The organism is Pseudomonas sp. DC3200b2, from assembly GCF_049895785.1.
Classification (GTDB): domain Bacteria; phylum Pseudomonadota; class Gammaproteobacteria; order Pseudomonadales; family Pseudomonadaceae; genus Aquipseudomonas; species Aquipseudomonas massiliensis.
The window spans coordinates 564,585-579,410 of record NZ_JAFCTA010000001.1 but is presented as its reverse complement, the minus strand read 5'-3'; the positions used below and the strand labels follow the sequence as shown (position 1 = coordinate 579,410).

Annotated in this window: 16 protein-coding genes; 3 read left to right on the top strand and 13 right to left on the bottom strand. The window is 62.2% G+C overall.

Annotated elements, in window-relative coordinates; translation table 11 throughout:
- Positions 1 to 11: 11 nt before the first annotated feature.
- The 8 genes from recJ to xerD all read right to left on the bottom strand — a co-directional run bounded on the left by recJ (position 12) and on the right by xerD (position 8,256).
- Positions 12 to 1,721 carry a single-stranded-DNA-specific exonuclease RecJ gene (recJ, locus tag ACP691_RS02780; RefSeq protein WP_426149962.1) on the bottom strand — a complete coding sequence of 570 codons (1,710 nt, stop codon included), beginning with the start codon at positions 1,719 to 1,721 and terminating at the stop codon, positions 12 to 14.
- Positions 1,722 to 1,770: 49 nt separating this feature from the next.
- Complete coding sequence (locus tag ACP691_RS02775) at positions 1,771 to 2,313, bottom strand: YaeQ family protein (RefSeq protein ID WP_426149961.1); 543 nt, start codon at positions 2,311 to 2,313, stop codon at positions 1,771 to 1,773.
- 212 nt (positions 2,314 to 2,525) lie between these two features.
- Positions 2,526 to 2,816 (bottom strand): DUF3509 domain-containing protein, encoded by a 291-nt coding sequence (locus ACP691_RS02770; RefSeq protein ID WP_426149960.1) that lies wholly within the window; start codon positions 2,814 to 2,816, stop codon positions 2,526 to 2,528.
- Between the two features lie 114 nt (positions 2,817 to 2,930).
- Positions 2,931 to 3,344 (bottom strand): response regulator, encoded by a 414-nt coding sequence (locus ACP691_RS02765; RefSeq protein ID WP_426149959.1) that lies wholly within the window; start codon positions 3,342 to 3,344, stop codon positions 2,931 to 2,933.
- Positions 3,345 to 3,521: 177 nt separating this feature from the next.
- The gene (gene thrC / locus ACP691_RS02760; RefSeq protein ID WP_426149958.1) at positions 3,522 to 4,931 is read right to left on the bottom strand and encodes a threonine synthase; all 1,410 of its coding nucleotides are present in this window, start codon (positions 4,929 to 4,931) and stop codon (positions 3,522 to 3,524) included.
- 159 nt (positions 4,932 to 5,090) lie between these two features.
- Entirely contained in the window at positions 5,091 to 6,395 is a 1,305-nt protein-coding gene (locus tag ACP691_RS02755) for a homoserine dehydrogenase (protein ID WP_426149957.1), read from the bottom strand.
- Positions 6,396 to 6,477: 82 nt separating this feature from the next.
- Complete coding sequence (locus ACP691_RS02750; protein WP_426149956.1) at positions 6,478 to 7,206, bottom strand: DsbC family protein; 729 nt, start codon at positions 7,204 to 7,206, stop codon at positions 6,478 to 6,480.
- A 153-nt stretch (positions 7,207 to 7,359) separates the two neighbouring features.
- A complete protein-coding gene (gene xerD / locus ACP691_RS02745; RefSeq protein ID WP_426149955.1) occupies positions 7,360 to 8,256 on the bottom strand; it encodes a site-specific tyrosine recombinase XerD in 897 nt (298 codons plus the stop codon).
- Positions 8,257 to 8,403: 147 nt separating this feature from the next.
- Between xerD and ACP691_RS02740 the strand changes: the two genes are divergently transcribed.
- The gene (locus tag ACP691_RS02740; RefSeq protein ID WP_426149954.1) at positions 8,404 to 8,742 is read left to right on the top strand and encodes a YceK/YidQ family lipoprotein; all 339 of its coding nucleotides are present in this window, start codon (positions 8,404 to 8,406) and stop codon (positions 8,740 to 8,742) included.
- A 219-nt stretch (positions 8,743 to 8,961) separates the two neighbouring features.
- Here the strand turns inward: ACP691_RS02740 and rplS are convergent, their stop codons facing one another.
- From rplS to ffh, 5 genes are all read right to left on the bottom strand, one after another.
- Entirely contained in the window at positions 8,962 to 9,312 is a 351-nt protein-coding gene (gene rplS / locus ACP691_RS02735; RefSeq protein WP_040261967.1) for a 50S ribosomal protein L19, read from the bottom strand.
- Positions 9,313 to 9,354: 42 nt separating this feature from the next.
- A complete protein-coding gene (trmD, locus tag ACP691_RS02730) occupies positions 9,355 to 10,107 on the bottom strand; it encodes a tRNA (guanosine(37)-N1)-methyltransferase TrmD (protein WP_040261966.1) in 753 nt (250 codons plus the stop codon).
- Between the two features lie 3 nt (positions 10,108 to 10,110).
- Positions 10,111 to 10,647, bottom strand: coding sequence for a ribosome maturation factor RimM (gene rimM / locus ACP691_RS02725; protein ID WP_426149953.1), 537 nt, complete (start codon positions 10,645 to 10,647; stop codon positions 10,111 to 10,113).
- A gap of 5 nt (positions 10,648 to 10,652) precedes the next feature.
- On the bottom strand, positions 10,653 to 10,904 hold the full coding sequence (rpsP, locus tag ACP691_RS02720; RefSeq protein ID WP_040261964.1) for a 30S ribosomal protein S16: 252 nt from the start codon (positions 10,902 to 10,904) through the stop codon (positions 10,653 to 10,655).
- A gap of 164 nt (positions 10,905 to 11,068) precedes the next feature.
- Entirely contained in the window at positions 11,069 to 12,442 is a 1,374-nt protein-coding gene (gene ffh / locus ACP691_RS02715; protein WP_426149952.1) for a signal recognition particle protein, read from the bottom strand.
- 182 nt (positions 12,443 to 12,624) lie between these two features.
- Between ffh and ACP691_RS02710 the strand changes: the two genes are divergently transcribed.
- A complete protein-coding gene (locus tag ACP691_RS02710; RefSeq protein WP_426149951.1) occupies positions 12,625 to 13,437 on the top strand; it encodes a cytochrome C assembly family protein in 813 nt (270 codons plus the stop codon).
- Between the two features lie 9 nt (positions 13,438 to 13,446).
- Positions 13,447 to 14,643: a transporter associated domain-containing protein gene (locus ACP691_RS02705; protein WP_426149950.1), complete on the top strand. Its 1,197-nt coding sequence runs from the start codon at positions 13,447 to 13,449 to the stop codon at positions 14,641 to 14,643.
- The last annotated feature ends 183 nt before the right edge of the window (positions 14,644 to 14,826 follow it).

The following is a 14,826-nucleotide window of genomic DNA, read 5'->3' as shown; positions in this document are numbered from 1 at the left end:
GGCGGATTCCCCTAGCGTGGACTCAGGTGCTGAATCAACAGCTGCACGCTCTCCACGCCCCGGTACTCATTCACGTCCAGCTTGTAGGCCATTTCCACCCAACGCGCGCCGGGGTTGGGCCACAGGTCTCGATCGACACCGAAGGCGATGCCATCGAGGCGAACGCTGCCGCACTCACTCTTGAGCACCACTTTGAGGTGCCGCTCACCCACTACGCGTTGCTCCACCAGCTCGAAAACACCGTGGAACAGCGGCTCGGGAAAATGCTGCCCCCATGGCCCGGCATTGCGTAGGGCCCGGGCCAGTTCCAGGTGGAATTCTTCCACGGCCAGGCAACCGTCCGACAACAGCCTTCCGGTGAGATCGTCCTCGCAGAGCTGGGCCCGCGCCTGCGCATCGAAGGCCTTGGCGAAGGCCTGGAAATGCTCGGCCGGCAAGGAAAGCCCGGCGGCCATGGCATGACCGCCGAACTTGGTGATCAGGCCCGGGTGGCTGGCGGCTACGGCATCCAGCGCATCACGGATATGGAAGCCGGGGATGGACCGCGCCGAGCCCTTGAGCACGCCATCGCCGGCATCGGCAAAGGCGATGGTGGGCCGGTGATAACGGTCCTTGAGCCGCGAGGCGAGGATGCCGATCACGCCCTGGTGCCAGTCCGGCTCGAACAGGCAAAGGCCAAAGGGCATGGCCTCCACGGGAAGGTCCTTGAGTTGCGCCAGGGCTTCGCGTTGCATGCCCTGCTCCACGGATTTTCGATCCTGGTTAAGGCCATCGAGCTCCGCGGCCATGTCCCGCGCCAGCGCCAGGTCTTCACTGAGTAGACATTCGATGCCAAGGCTCATGTCGTCCATGCGCCCCGCTGCGTTGAGGCGCGGTCCGAGGATGAAGCCCAGGTCCACGGAAGTCAGTCGGCGATGGTCGCGACGAGCGACTTCCAACAGTGCCTGGATGCCAGGCCGCGCCCGACCGGCACGGATGCGTTCCAACCCCTGGTGCACCAGGATGCGATTGTTGGCATCGAGAGGTACCACGTCAGCCACGCTGCCTAGCGCAACCAGGTCCAGTAGCTCGCCGATATTCGGCTGCGATGCCTGGTCATAGCGGCCGAGGGCGCGTAAACGGGCACGTAGCGCCATCAGGACATAGAAGATGACACCGACACCGGCCAGCGCCTTGCTGGGAAATTCACACCCGGGCTGGTTGGGGTTGACGATGGCATCGGCCTGGGGCAATTCAGGGCCCGGCAGATGGTGGTCGGTTATCAATACCTTGAGCCCGGCCTGTTTGGCGGCCTGGACGCCATCGACACTGGAAATGCCGTTATCCACGGTCACCAGCAAGTCTGGTTGACGTTCCAGGGCCACGCCGACGATTTCCGGCGTAAGGCCATAGCCGTAGGTGAAGCGATTGGGTACCAGGTAATCCACCTGGGCAGCTCCAAGCAGGCGCAAGCCCAAGACCGCAACGCTGCTGGCCGTGGCCCCATCGGCATCGAAGTCACCGACCACCAGGATGCGCTGGCGCTGGTCGATGGCTTCAACCAGCAGCGACACTGCCTGGTCGATGCCTTTGAGTTGCTGATAAGGCAGCAGCCGTGCCAGGCCCTTGTCCAGCTCCTGCTGGCTCTGTACCCCACGGGCGGCATACAGGCGGGTCAACAGAGGCGGCAAGTCGCCAAGGAAAGGCAGTTCAGCAGGTAGCGGGCGTGGCTCGATACGCATGTGCGGCAATCATCTCACGGGTACGACAACGGCGGGCGGCCACCATGCCTTAGCCGCGTTCGCCAAGCAACCATTCAAGCTGGACTTCATGTTGGCCCCGATCATCGGTCACGAACACTGTACCTTCGCTGATCATTACATCCCACTTGATGGCGCGCGGCATGTCGCTGGCCAATACCTCCAGCACGTCCTGAGGCACTGCGGCAATGTTGAGGTTTTTCAGGGTACGGGCCGAATCCACTACCTTGCCCTGCCAGACCCGCAGGCTGCCATAGGCCAGCAGGCTGGTACGCTCGGTACGACGGGAACACCAGGTCAGGCGATCCAGATCAGGTTGGCCTACTTCGATCCAGTGCAGCACACGGTCGTCCAGGCTCTTTTCCCAGAGGGCGGGCTCGTCCACGTCAGACAAGCCGCGGCCGAATGCCAGGTTTTCGTTGTACCACAGCGCGTAGGCCAACAGGCGTACCGCCATGCGCTCTTCGGTTTCCGAAGGGTGACGGGCGATGGTCTGCTTGACGCTTTCGTAGACGCCCCGGTCCAGGTCGGTGAGGTTGAGTTCGAACTTGTAGGTTGTCGAGGGCTGGGCCATGGTGGGCTTCGAGGTAACGAGGGGGGGCAATAGTCTACCCGAAGCAAGGGGCCAGGTGGCGGGCGGGCAAAAGAAACCCCGGACGCGGTGGGGAGGCCGGCCGGGGCAAACATGGCCTTACAGGCCACCGGACGACCGAACGACACCGGAGCACAATGTCGTTCAAGCGTCCTTGTAAGGTAAGAGGGTTGCCTTTGAGGAAGGTTCCCTGATCAACGCATCTCGGCGCCGTACCGACCGGCGGTACCCACGACACGCAAGGCCGCGATCATCGAAGGCTCCAGGCGGCCCTCAGCGATCAGAAGGTCTCGATGCAGACCATCCACCACATCGGTGAGAGCGCGGGTATCGGCCAGTTGGCTTTGATTTACATCGCGATTCAGAACCGTATTGCCGGCTTGATCCTCGATCGTCAGCCGCAAGCGGCCTTGGAGATCCGACGGAGCCAGGCTGACGCGGTATGGCGCCAGAGCATCACTAAGCAACAAGCTGATGTTTTCCATCTTGATCACCCTTGTTTACCGGAAATCCTATTCAGTGCCAGTAAATGACCACTATGCCAGGGCAAAAGTTCGCTCCTTCGACCTGACCAAGCGCAACGGGCGATGAAAGGCGGTTTAGGCAATCAGGGCTTCGGCAGTCTCCATGCGGTATCGGCAAAGCATGTTGTGTAGCGGGCAGATGGATTGCCCCCAGGGCAGCACCCCCAGCACCCATAGCCCCGCCTGACGAGCGCGGCGAACGACCTCGGCCGGCTCGGTGTACCCGACCGGCCCCTGGACGATAACGCCGCCCGCCAGGGCGGTAGCTTGCCCGCGACCGGCCAGGTCCGCGAAAAAGCTCGAGGCAGGCAACAGCTGGCTGCCTAGTACAAGCACGTCCACGGCCCCCTGACGGGCGAGGCTGTGCCGCGCGGCGTTCAGGTCCTCGGCGACACGCACACCGAAGACGCCGCAGGCATTGAGCATCTGATGAAGCTGCAGCAGGCGGGCGGGATTCTGCTCTACGATGAGAACCTTGAGCGAACGCATTGGGCGGCCTCCTGAATGTGTATAGGGCGGCTACCTTAAAGAAGGCTGCGTTGCGTCTAAATAGGATTCATCTGAAAGACCAGGGCGAAAAGTCGATGACCTTCGCCAAAGTGGCGGGATACTTCCTACAGCCGTGTAGGCGACAAGGGCGCCTCGGGGCGCCCTTGAAGAAACGAATTACAACGGCTTGCCACGATTGCCATGGCTGCTGACGAATGCTTGCACCGCGGCAATGTCATTGGGCAGTACGGTGCAGCGCTCTTCCCGCTGGAACAGGTCTTCCAGGTGCACAGGCAGATGCAGGGCCTTGCCGACGCCTGCCTTTTCCACGGCGTCCGGGAACTTGACCGGGTGCGCCGTGCCCAGCACCACCATGGGGATGTCGAGGCTGCGCCGGCACTCGCGGGCGGCCCGCACGCCGATGGCGGTGTGCGGGTCGAGCACTTCACCGGTGGTGGCGAATACCTGGGCGATGGTCTCGCACGTCTGCTCGTCGCTCACCGCCAGGGAGTCGAACAGCTTGCGCGCTTCGGTCCAGCGGTCTTCATCGACACTGAACCCGCCGCCGAGCTTGAAGCTGGCCATCAGCTGCGCGATCGCCATGCCATTGCGCCCGTGCAGGTCGAACAGCAGACGCTCGAAGTTGGAGGAGACCATGATGTCCATGGAGGGCGACAGGGTCGGATGAAGAGTGTCCTTCACATACTGGTTGCCACTCATGAAGCGATGCAGAATGTCGTTGCGGTTGGTGGCAACGATCAGCTGGTTGATGGGCAGCCCCATGTTGCGCGCCAGGTAGCCGGCGAAGATATCGCCGAAGTTGCCCGTGGGTACCGAGAAGGCCACCGAGCGCAGCGGGCCACCCAACTGCAGGGCCGCGTGGAAGTAGTAGACGATCTGGGCCATGATGCGGGCCCAGTTGATGGAATTCACCGCCACCAGACGTGTGCCCTTGAGGAAGGACTGGTCGGCGAAGCTGGCCTTGACCATCTCCTGGCAGTCGTCGAAGTTGCCTTGCACGGCGATGTTGTGAACGTTGTCGCCAAAGAGCGTGGTCATCTGCCGACGCTGCACTTCCGACACGCGCTGGTGCGGATGCAGGATGAAGATGTCCACGTTTTCGCAATGCTTGCAGCCCTCGATGGCCGCCGATCCGGTATCGCCACTGGTGGCGCCGATGATTACCACCCGCTCGCCCCGCTTGGCCAGCACATGGTCCAGCAGGCGGCCAAGCAGTTGCAGGGCGAAGTCCTTGAAGGCCAGAGTGGGGCCGTGGAAGAGTTCCAGCACCCATTCGTTGCCGCCGAGCTGACGCAGGGGCGCGACGGCGGCATGGTTGAAGCCGGCATAGGTTTCTTCAAGGATGCGCTTGAAGTCCGCGTCGGCGATGCTGCCGGTCACGAATGGGCGCATGACCCGGAAAGCCAGCTCGTGGTATGGCAAGCCGGCCCAGGAGGCGATTTCCTCCTGAGTGAAACGCGGCAGATTCTCCGGCACGTAGAGGCCGCCATCACTGGCCAGGCCGGCCAGCAGCACGTCCTCGAAGTTGAGCGCCGGCGCCTGGCCGCGGGTACTGATATAACGCATGGGTGCAAACCTTTGGTTTGAGCGGCAAGCTCCGAGCCGCAAGCCACAAGACGAAGCCTCTTGGCGTATCTCATGCTCTGCGTTTCGGCCTCGCCGCGAGTTTATTCCGATCGAAGCTTCACACTGCGCCGCCTTCATTCACAGTGTGAAGCCTGCCGCTTAGTTGAGCTGTTCGACGCGGATGCGCACAACCTTGCCGACCACGTCATCCAGGGCTTCCAGCGCCAAGATGGCGTCGTCGATCCGCTGCTCCAGCACGCGATGCGTCAGCAGGATCATCGGCACCAGGCCATCGTGCTCCTCGGCTTCCTTCTGCATGATCGATTCGATGTTGATACCACGCGCGGAGAGAATGCTGGCCACCTGTGCCAGGACGCCCGGATGATCCTTGGCCTGGATGCGCAGGTAATAGGCGCTTTCGCAGGCATCGATCGGCAGGATCGGGTGCGCGGACAACGCATCGGGCTGGAAGGCCAGGTGCGGCACGCGGTTTTCCGGGTCAGAGGTCATGGCCCTGACCACGTCGACCAGGTCGGCCACCACGGAGGAAGCCGTCGGCTCCATGCCGGCGCCGGCGCCGTAGAACAGGGTCGAACCTACCGCATCGCCATTGACCATCACCGCGTTCATCACGCCATTGACGTTGGCGATCAACCGGTCGGCCGGAATGAGCGTGGGGTGCACCCGCAGCTCGATGCCGCTGGGAGTGCTTCGCGCCACGCCCAGGTGCTTGATGCGGTAGCCCAGGGCCTCGGCGTAGTTGACGTCGGCCGTGGTCAGCCTGGAAATGCCTTCGGTATAGGCTTTGTCGAACTGCAGCGGAATGCCGAAAGCGATGGAAGCCAGGATGGTCAGCTTGTGGGCCGCGTCTATGCCTTCGACGTCGAAGGTCGGATCTGCCTCGGCGTAGCCCAGGGCCTGGGCTTCGGCGAGCACGTCAGGGAAGGTGCGGCCTTTCTCGCGCATCTCGGTGAGAATGAAGTTGCCCGTGCCGTTGATGATGCCGGCTACCCAGTTGATCCGGTTGGCCGAAAGCCCCTCGCGGATGGCCTTGATCACTGGGATGCCGCCGGCAACGGCTGCCTCGAAGGCGACGATCACGCCCTTCTCTCTCGCCTTGGCGAAGATTTCATTGCCATGCACGGCGATCAGCGCCTTGTTGGCGGTGACCACATGCTTGCCGTTCTCGATCGCCTTGAGCACCAGTTCCCGGGCCACGGTATAGCCACCGATGAGTTCGATGACAATATCGATCTCCGGGTTGCTGGCCACTTCGAACACATCATGGGTAATGGCGGTACCGGTAATCTGGCAGTTGGGGTTTGGCGAGCGCATGGCGATCTGGGCGACCTGAATACCACGCCCGGCACGGCGGGCGATCTCCTCGGCGTTGCGCTGAAGTACGTTGAAGGTGCCGCCACCGACGGTACCTAACCCACAGATGCCTACTTTGACCGGTTTCACTCTTGACTCCCCATGAATCGGCCGACGCTGGCGCCGACCGGAAAGCGCCGCGATCATCGCGGCCTGTATTTGGTATGGCCTGTCACTTCGTCGCCAGGGCCAGCTTCGCCACCTGGGGCGCCGGCTGGTAGCCTGGAATGACCTGCCCATCCTGCAGGATGATGGCCGGGGTGCCGCTGACGCCGATGCTCTGACCCAGGGCGAACTGCTTGCTCACCGGATTCTCGCACTTGGCGCCACCAACGGACTTCCCGCTGATCAGCTTGTCCAGGGCCGCGCGCCGGTCGCTGGCGCACCAGGCAGCCTGCAACTGCTGGTCACCCTCGGAGCCCGGCCCTTGGCGCGGGAAGGCCAGGTAACGCACTTCGATGCCACGCCGATTGAGTTCGGGCACCTCGGCGTGAAGCTTCTGGCAATAGGGGCACGTGGTGTCGGTGAATACGGTGATGTGTGCCTTGACCTCGCCCTGGGCCGGATACACGACCATTTCCGAGGCAGGGATGGCGTTGACGGTCTTGGCGATGGCGGCCCGCTCGGTCTTCTCGGTGAGGTTGACCGGCTTGCCATCCTGCATCTGGTAGAGGTAGCCCTGCATCACGAACTGACCGTCAGCGCTGGCATACAACACCCGACCGCCTTTCAGGCGCACTTCGTAGAGGCCGTTGAGCGGGCTGCTGGACACCGCTTCGATGGGCACATCCAGTTGAAGTGTGTCCAGGGTTTTACGTATGGCCTGCTCGGCATCGTCGGCCAGGGCAAAGGTACTGGCCAGGGCCAACGCAGCGGCGGCGAAAAGACGTGTCACGCGCATGAGAACTCCTGAGGCGGCGGACGGGCGACCCGGCCGGCCGAGGCCGGGAAATGAACCGACGGGCCGGGTACGATTGGCCGCCAAGACTATCACATAAGGCCCTGTTGGCCGACAGCCCGGCTTTCGAACCCGGCACCCGGGCATGCCCCTCGCTTAGCCGCGTGGATGATGAAGGGCGTGCAACTCTTGCAACCGGGCCTTGGCCACATGGGTGTAGATCTGGGTCGTGGAAAGATCTGCGTGCCCTAGCAGCAGTTGTACCGAGCGCAGGTCCGCGCCGTGATTGAGCAAATGCGTGGCGAAGGCGTGGCGCAAGGTATGCGGGGACAGGGCCGCGCCTATGCCGGCGCGCATGGCGTGCTGCTTGATCCGGTGCCAGAAGGTCTGGCGCGTCATCTGATCCCCGCGCTGGCTGGGAAATACCACATCGCTGGCGCGGCCATTGAGCAACTCGGCGCGGCCATCGCGCAAGTAGCGTTCCATCCAGGTAATGGCTTCCTCGCCCATGGGCACCAGTCTTTCCTTGCTGCCCTTCCCCATTACCCGGATCACCCCCTGGCGCAGGTTGAACTGGTCCAGGGTCAGGCTGACCAGTTCGGTAACACGCAGGCCGCAGGCGTAGAGCACTTCGAGCATGGCCCGGTCGCGCCGGCCAATGGCTTCGCTCAGGTCAGGGGCCGCCAGCAGGGCTTCGACGTCCGCTTCGGAGAGACTCTTGGGCAAGGGCTTGCCCAGTTGAGGGAGTTCTACCAGCAGGGTGGGATCGACGTCGATCAGCTCTTCGCGCAGCAGATAACGGTAGAAACCCCGCGCGCCGGACAGAAACCGCGCGGTCGAGCGAGCCTGGTATTGGTTATCCACCCGCCAGGCCAGGTAGTCGAGCAACGCTTCGCGCCCCGGCCGCGGCAGGTCCACCCCGTGCTCGCTCAACCAGTGATTGAAATGGGCCAGGTCACTGCGATAGGCGCTGCGACTGTTCTCGGACAGGCCTTTCTCCAGCCAGAGCGCGTCGAGGAATTGGTCGATCAGGGGGTGGTCGAGGGCGGGCATTGGAATGCTATTGAGTTGAAACAAATACTCTAGCACCCAATCCTCAATAGAGAAAACCCTGCGCCTCAGAAGTAGTTTGTTGCAATTCCATTTACTGCTCGCATTTAAAAATCCGGCATCCTTCCCGCTTCGCTGAGAGGTATAAACATGAGAGTTTATTCTTTACTGCACCTATTTGCATTGCTTTGCGGCTGCGGCACAATCAAGACTACCGTGCAGGATGAGCCAGTCATATCAGACACATTGAAAGCCAGAGCCACCTACTGCACTTCCATTCCAAGGGTGTACAGCGGACTCGCCTATAACTGGTGCCTATTGAACGCCCCGCCCACGACTATAAAAGGATGGAACCCGACACTCGAGTCCACCATACTCGATATGGGCCTTTCAGCCATCGCTGATACTGTCATGCTCCCATTCACGTTGATTACACATATTGAATATGGGCCTTTGAACATTCCCAGCGACCCGACTTCAATCAATTGAAATCAAAAACCGGAACACTTCCCAAGAGCCTTGATGGTCCTTTTTTTGGCAACGGCCGAAGCCCAAATCGCGCCAAGACAGGGCTCACAGATATTTCCAGGTCCGTATTGGGTAAAGCGACAAGCAATAGGCTTCGGGAGTTTTCAAAGATGAATTCTTAAAAACAAAAACCCCGACACAAGGGCCGGGGTTTTGGGTGAGCCTGAGCTCAAGCCGCTATCAGGACAGTTTTTCCTTGATGCGGGCGGCCTTGCCGGACAGGTCGCGCAGGTAGTACAGCTTGGCCTTACGCACGTCACCACGACGTTTCACGGACATGCTGTCGATCTGCGGGCTGTAGGTCTGGAAGGTACGCTCAACGCCAACACCGTTGGAGATCTTGCGAACGGTGAATGCGCTGTTGATGCCACGGTTACGCTTGCCGATGACAACACCCTCGAAGGCCTGCAGACGGGTACGCTCGCCTTCCTTCACCTTCACTTGCACGACAACGGTGTCGCCAGGTGCGAAGGTCGGGATTTCCTTGTTCATCTGCTCGGCTTCGAGCTGAAGAATGATCTTGTTGGTCATGCTGTGCTCCTAAGGCAAAAAAATGGTTTTGCCATCGATACGTTAACTATCGTCCCGCTCGCGGAGATACTCCGCCAGCAGCTTCTGCTCTTCTCCAGAAAGTGAGCGACTTTCCAGAAGATCGGCCCGCCGTTCGTAGGTCCGCCCAAGGGACTGCTGCAAACGCCAGCGCCGGATGTGTGCATGGTTGCCGCTAAGCAACACGTCGGGTACACGCCGTTCCGCATACACCTCAGGTCGGGTGTAGTGCGGGCAATCGAGCAGACCATCCGTGAAGGAATCTTCCTCCGCGGAGTCCGCATGCCCTAAAGCTCCGGGCAGCAACCGTGTAACCGCATCGATCAGCACCATGGCCGGCAGCTCGCCACCGGACAGCACGTAATCACCAATCGACCACTCTTCATCCACATGCGCCTCAATGAAACGCTCGTCGATGCCTTCGTAACGCCCGGCAATGAGGATCATCGCATCCAACGTTGCCAGTTCCTTCACCGCCGCCTGGGTCAGGCGCCGGCCTTGTGGCGACAGGTAGATCACCTTCGCCGTGCCTCCGGTTGCCTGCCTGGCCTCGACCAGGGCGTCTTCCAGTGGCTTGATCTTCATTACCATTCCAGGGCCACCGCCGAACGGGCGATCATCCACCGTGTGGTGACGGTCCGTTGTGTAGGCCCGCGGGTTTCGACAGGTAAGCTCAAGCAACCCCTGCTTTACCGCGCGGCTGGTAATGCCGTACTCGCTGATGGCCGAAAACATCTCGGGGAACAGGGTAATGACTTCTATGCGCAGGCTCGCCATGGCCTAGAAATCCGCGTCCCATTCCACCCGCATGATGCCGGCATCCAGATCGATGGCTTGCACGCAGTCGTCCGTATAGGGCAACAGCCGCTCGCGATCGTCCAGACTACCCGCGCCGGGCTTGACCACCATCACATCGTTGGCGCCGGTCTCGAGCAGGTGATCAACCGTGCCCAATACCTGCCCTTCGCCGTTGATGACCTGTAGACCCTCAAGCTGATACCAGTAGTAATCGCCATCGGTGAGGTCGGGCAGCAGGCTGCGCTCGATGCAGATCTCGTAGCCCGCGAGAAGCCGAGCTTCCTCACGGTCGTCAAGACCTTTCAACTTAGCTACCAGGACCTTGTTCTGGGAACGGCCCCGGGTCATTTCCACCTGCTTGACGATGCCTTCATGCCGAAGCGTCCAGCGTGTGTACTGAAGCAGGTTTTCAATCGGATCGGTAAAGGAATACACCTTCACTTCACCACGAACGCCGTGCACCGAAACAATCTTGCCGATGACGATGAGGTCATCCGCGGAGTCTGGCGTCGCGTTCATACTGCTCAGGCAGCAGCCTTGGCAGCGTCCTTCAGCAGCTGAGCAACGCGCTCAGACGGCTGCGCGCCCTGGGACAGCCAGTAGCTCACGCGCTCCTGGTTGACGGACAGGCGAACTTCGCCACCGGTGGCAACGGGGTTGAAGAAGCCAACACGCTCGTTGAAACGACCGTCGCGCGCATTGCGGCTGTCGGTCACGGTGAGGTGGTAAAACGGGCGCTTTTTGGAGCCGCCACGGGCAAGACGGATGGTTACCATGTGAACATCGTTCCTGTTTGTCGGTGCAAAACTATAAGGCACAGCGGGCACGGGTGCCCGAAAGGCCGCATATTCTCAAGGAATGCAGGGATTTTTGCAAACCTCTTTTACCCCAATGGCCGGGCATCGCATCGCGGCGGCTGCCCAGGCCGGGCCGCCTGGCATCAGAGACGGGGCATGCCGCCTGGCATCATGCCGCCCAGGCCGCGCATCATCTTGGCCATGCCGCCCTTGGTGGAGAATTTCTTCATCATCTTCTGCATCTGCTTGTGCTGCTTGATCAGCCGCCCCACGTCCTGCACCTGGGTGCCCGAGCCCAGCGCGATGCGGCGCTTGCGCGAACCGCTGATCAGCTCAGGGTCCCGGCGCTCGGCGGGCGTCATGGAGTTGATGATGGCTTCCATCTGCTTGAACTGCCTTTCAGCCGCGCCCTGGGCATTGCCCATCTGGGACAGGTTGACGCCGCCGATGTTGGGCAGCTTCTCCATGAGGCTGCCCAGGCCGCCCATGGTCTTCATTTGCAGCAACTGATCGCGGAAGTCTTCCAGGTCAAAGCCCTTGCCCTTCTTTATCTTCTTGGCAAGCTTCTCGGCCTTTTCCTTGTCCAGGTTCTGCTCGGCCTGCTCGATCAGGCTGAGCACGTCGCCCATGCCGAGGATTCGCGAGGCGATACGGTCCGGATGGAAGGGCTCGAGGGCCTCGCTTTTCTCGCCCATGCCGATGAACTTGATCGGCTTGCCGGTGATGGAGCGCACCGACAGCGCGGCGCCCCCGCGGGCGTCGCCGTCGACCTTGGTCAGCACCACGCCGGTGAGCGGCAGCGCGTCACCGAAGGCCTTGGCGGTGTTGGCCGCGTCCTGGCCGGTCATGGCGTCGACCACGAACAGGGTTTCCACCGGCTTGACCGCGGCATGCAATGCCTGGATCTCGGCCATCATGTCGGCGTCGATGTGCAGACGGCCCGCGGTATCGAGAATGACTACGTCGATGAACTTGAGCTTGGCTTCCCGGATCGCCGCTTCGGCGATAGCCACGGGCTTCTGGCTGATGTCGGACGGGAAGAACGTGACGCCGATGTCGTTGGCCAGGGTTTCCAGCTGCTTGATGGCCGCGGGACGGTAGACGTCCGCCGACACCACCATGACGGACTTCTTCTTGCGCTCCTTGAGGAAGCGCGCGAGCTTGCCGGCGGTGGTGGTCTTGCCCGCGCCCTGCAGGCCAGCCATGAGCACCACGGCCGGAGGGGCGACGTTGAGCGCCAGGTCCTCGTTGGCCGCGCCCATCACCGCCTCGAGTTCGGCCTGGACGATCTTCACGAACGCCTGGCCGGGCGTAAGGCTGCGCGACACCTCGGTGCCGACCGCACGCTCCTTGATGGCGTTGACGAAGTCCTTCACCACCGGCAGGGCCACATCGGCCTCGAGCAGCGCCATGCGCACTTCGCGCAGGGTGTCCTTGATATTGTCCTCGGTCAGCTTCGCCTTGCCGGTGACATGGCGAAGCGTCTGGGATAGACGATCGGAAAGATTTTCAAACATGGGGAATCCTTACAGGCTCCGTCGAACCGAAGTGGCATGCGGCCTGCCGATGTGTTCTGGCCACGGGCAAGGGAAGACCGGCGATTATAGCGAGAAGTTGCCCGAGCCGACACAGGCCGCCACTTTATCCGGGCGAAGGTTCTATGCCACACTCGCGACTTTAGTGGCCGCCCGTCAGACTTATGCTCGCCTTGCCTTCCAGTTTGCTACCCAGCCTCGCTTCGGCGCTGTTCTATGCCGGGATCACGGCCTATCAGGGCGCGCGGCTCGCGCGTGGGGCCAAGGCGAACAGAACACTGCTGTATGGCGGTGGCATCATTGCCGTGCTGCTGCACGCACTGGCCTTGTCTTCGCAACTGCTGGCCCCTGGCGGTCTGAACCTGGAATTCATCACCGCCGCGAGCCTGATCGCCGCCGCGGTGATCGCCCTGACCCTGCTTGCCTGCGCCTCGCTACCAGTGGAAAACCTGCTGGTCCTGCTCTATCCATTGGGCCTGGTCACCGTTCTGGTGGCGCAATTCGCGCCCGCCGGCACCATGCCTCGCATCGACCAGGAACCTGGCATCCTGGCCCATATCCTGCTGTCCATCCTGGCCTACGGGGTGTTCACCATCGCCGCCTTCCAGGCGTTGCTGCTGTCTGTCCAGGACCACCAGCTCAAGCACAAGCACCCTTCCGGGCCGATCCGCGCCTTCCCGCCACTGCAGACCATGGAAAGCCTGCTGTTCGGGTTTCTCTGGGCGGGCTGGGTGTTGCTGTCATTGTCCCTGGTATCGGGCTGGCTGTTCCTGGAAAACATGTTCGCCCAGCACCTGGTGCACAAGACACTGCTGTCCTGTCTGGCGTGGGTCGTGTTCAGCGTACTGCTCTGGGGCCGCACGCGCCTGGGCTGGCGCGGTCATATGGCCATTCGCTGGACCCTCGCCGGTTTCGTCCTGCTGATGCTGGCCTATTTCGGCAGCAAGCTGGTCCGTGAATACATCCTGCACATCTGAGGCCGCGTCATGATGCCTATGCCTGTGGGGCCCGCCGCTGGCGCCATCGCCCTGGCGTTGCTGTGGTCGGCCAGCCTCGGTACCGTCGCCCATGCTCGGCGCCAGCCGCAGGGCCGGGTTCGGGGCGCCGACCGGGAGCGCTCGGCACTGGCCCTGGCCAGGCTAGGGTTTCATGTACTGGTGGCGAGCCTGAGCGCCCTGCTCGGCGCGCAGGGTTTCGGCCCCCTGGGCGCGATGGCCGCCGCGTTGCTGGCCTGGGTAGCCATCGTGCTGCTCGCGGGCGCCCTGCCCCGTCTGCTGGCCCAGCGGATGCCGGAACGCTTCGACCATGCCGGCTTCCTGCTCTGGCTGCCCGTGCACCTGATGCGACCCCTGATCGCGGTCGAACTGGCGCTGGCGCGCAGATGGGCCCCCGCGACGCGAACCCGACACAATCCAGGCGAGCTCCAGGCCACGGCGCAGCCGACGGACACCCCGGAAGCCGAAGGGCGCGCGTCCCGGCAAGGCGTGACCAACGCCATCATGGGCCTGGACCGGATGACCGTGAACGACATCCTGGTGCCACGTCACGAGGTGGATGGCATCGACCTCGATGACCCGCTCGACCAGATCATCGACCAACTGATGGTCAGTCGCCACACCCGGTTACCGGTGTTCCGCGGCGATATCAACCAGGTGGACAAAGTCATCAACACGCGGCAGATCAGCCACCTGCTCCCCAGCCGGAGCCTCACCGAGCAGGCGCTGCTGGCGGCCTGCTACGAGGCCTACTTCGTTCCGGAAGGCACGCCGCTGCATACCCAACTGCTCAATTTCCACAAGCAGCAACGGCGACTGGGCATGGTGGTGGACGAATATGGCGAAGTGCTCGGGCTCATCACGCTGGAAGACATCCTCGAAGAAATCGTCGGGGAATTCGAAAGCGAACAGGCTGGCAGCCACCCCCATGTGTTCCCCCAGGCAGACGGGCGCTACATCCTCGACGGCGCCGCCAGCCTGCGCGACCTGAACAAGGTGCTGGGCTGGCATCTGCCCAGCGATGGCCCCAAGACGCTCAACGGCCTGGTCACCGAGGCGCTGGAGTCCATACCCGAGCGAGCGGTATGCCTGAAAGTCGGCCGCTATCGCCTGGAAATCCTCGAAACCGAAGAAAATCGGGTCAAGCGCCTCCTGGCCTGGCAACATTCGGGCTCGCCCTGCGCCTGAGCATTGCCCCGCCCGGTAGCCCTTCCTATACTCCAAGGGCTTACCCAAGCCCGCCGAATCAGGCGCCATCCGCGCCTACCGTTTCTGGCCAGTCAGCCCGCTGACCGCCGCGCCCCGACCCTTCCCATCCGAAGGCCCGGGACGCTCTTTCCCGATCCGGGATCGCGGCCCAGCGAGGACCTA

Bases quoted from the DNA above. Each gene is read 5' to 3' on its own strand.
- recJ (WP_426149962.1), bottom strand. From the start codon at position 1,721: ATGCGTATCGAGCCACGCCCGCTACCTGCTGAACTGCCTTTCCTTGGC.
- ACP691_RS02775 (WP_426149961.1), bottom strand. From the start codon at position 2,313: ATGGCCCAGCCCTCGACAACCTACAAGTTCGAACTCAACCTCACCGAC.
- ACP691_RS02770 (WP_426149960.1), bottom strand. From the start codon at position 2,816: ATGGAAAACATCAGCTTGTTGCTTAGTGATGCTCTGGCGCCATACCGC.
- ACP691_RS02765 (WP_426149959.1), bottom strand. From the start codon at position 3,344: ATGCGTTCGCTCAAGGTTCTCATCGTAGAGCAGAATCCCGCCCGCCTG.
- thrC (WP_426149958.1), bottom strand. From the start codon at position 4,931: ATGCGTTATATCAGTACCCGCGGCCAGGCGCCGGCGCTCAACTTCGAG.
- ACP691_RS02750 (WP_426149956.1), bottom strand. From the start codon at position 7,206: ATGCGCGTGACACGTCTTTTCGCCGCCGCTGCGTTGGCCCTGGCCAGT.
- xerD (WP_426149955.1), bottom strand. From the start codon at position 8,256: ATGCCCGCCCTCGACCACCCCCTGATCGACCAATTCCTCGACGCGCTC.
- ACP691_RS02740 (WP_426149954.1), top strand. From the start codon at position 8,404: ATGAGAGTTTATTCTTTACTGCACCTATTTGCATTGCTTTGCGGCTGC.
- rplS (WP_040261967.1), bottom strand. From the start codon at position 9,312: ATGACCAACAAGATCATTCTTCAGCTCGAAGCCGAGCAGATGAACAAG.
- trmD (WP_040261966.1), bottom strand. From the start codon at position 10,107: ATGGCGAGCCTGCGCATAGAAGTCATTACCCTGTTCCCCGAGATGTTT.
- rimM (WP_426149953.1), bottom strand. From the start codon at position 10,647: ATGAACGCGACGCCAGACTCCGCGGATGACCTCATCGTCATCGGCAAG.
- rpsP (WP_040261964.1), bottom strand. From the start codon at position 10,904: ATGGTAACCATCCGTCTTGCCCGTGGCGGCTCCAAAAAGCGCCCGTTT.
- ffh (WP_426149952.1), bottom strand. From the start codon at position 12,442: ATGTTTGAAAATCTTTCCGATCGTCTATCCCAGACGCTTCGCCATGTC.
- ACP691_RS02710 (WP_426149951.1), top strand. From the start codon at position 12,625: ATGCTCGCCTTGCCTTCCAGTTTGCTACCCAGCCTCGCTTCGGCGCTG.
- ACP691_RS02705 (WP_426149950.1), top strand. From the start codon at position 13,447: ATGATGCCTATGCCTGTGGGGCCCGCCGCTGGCGCCATCGCCCTGGCG.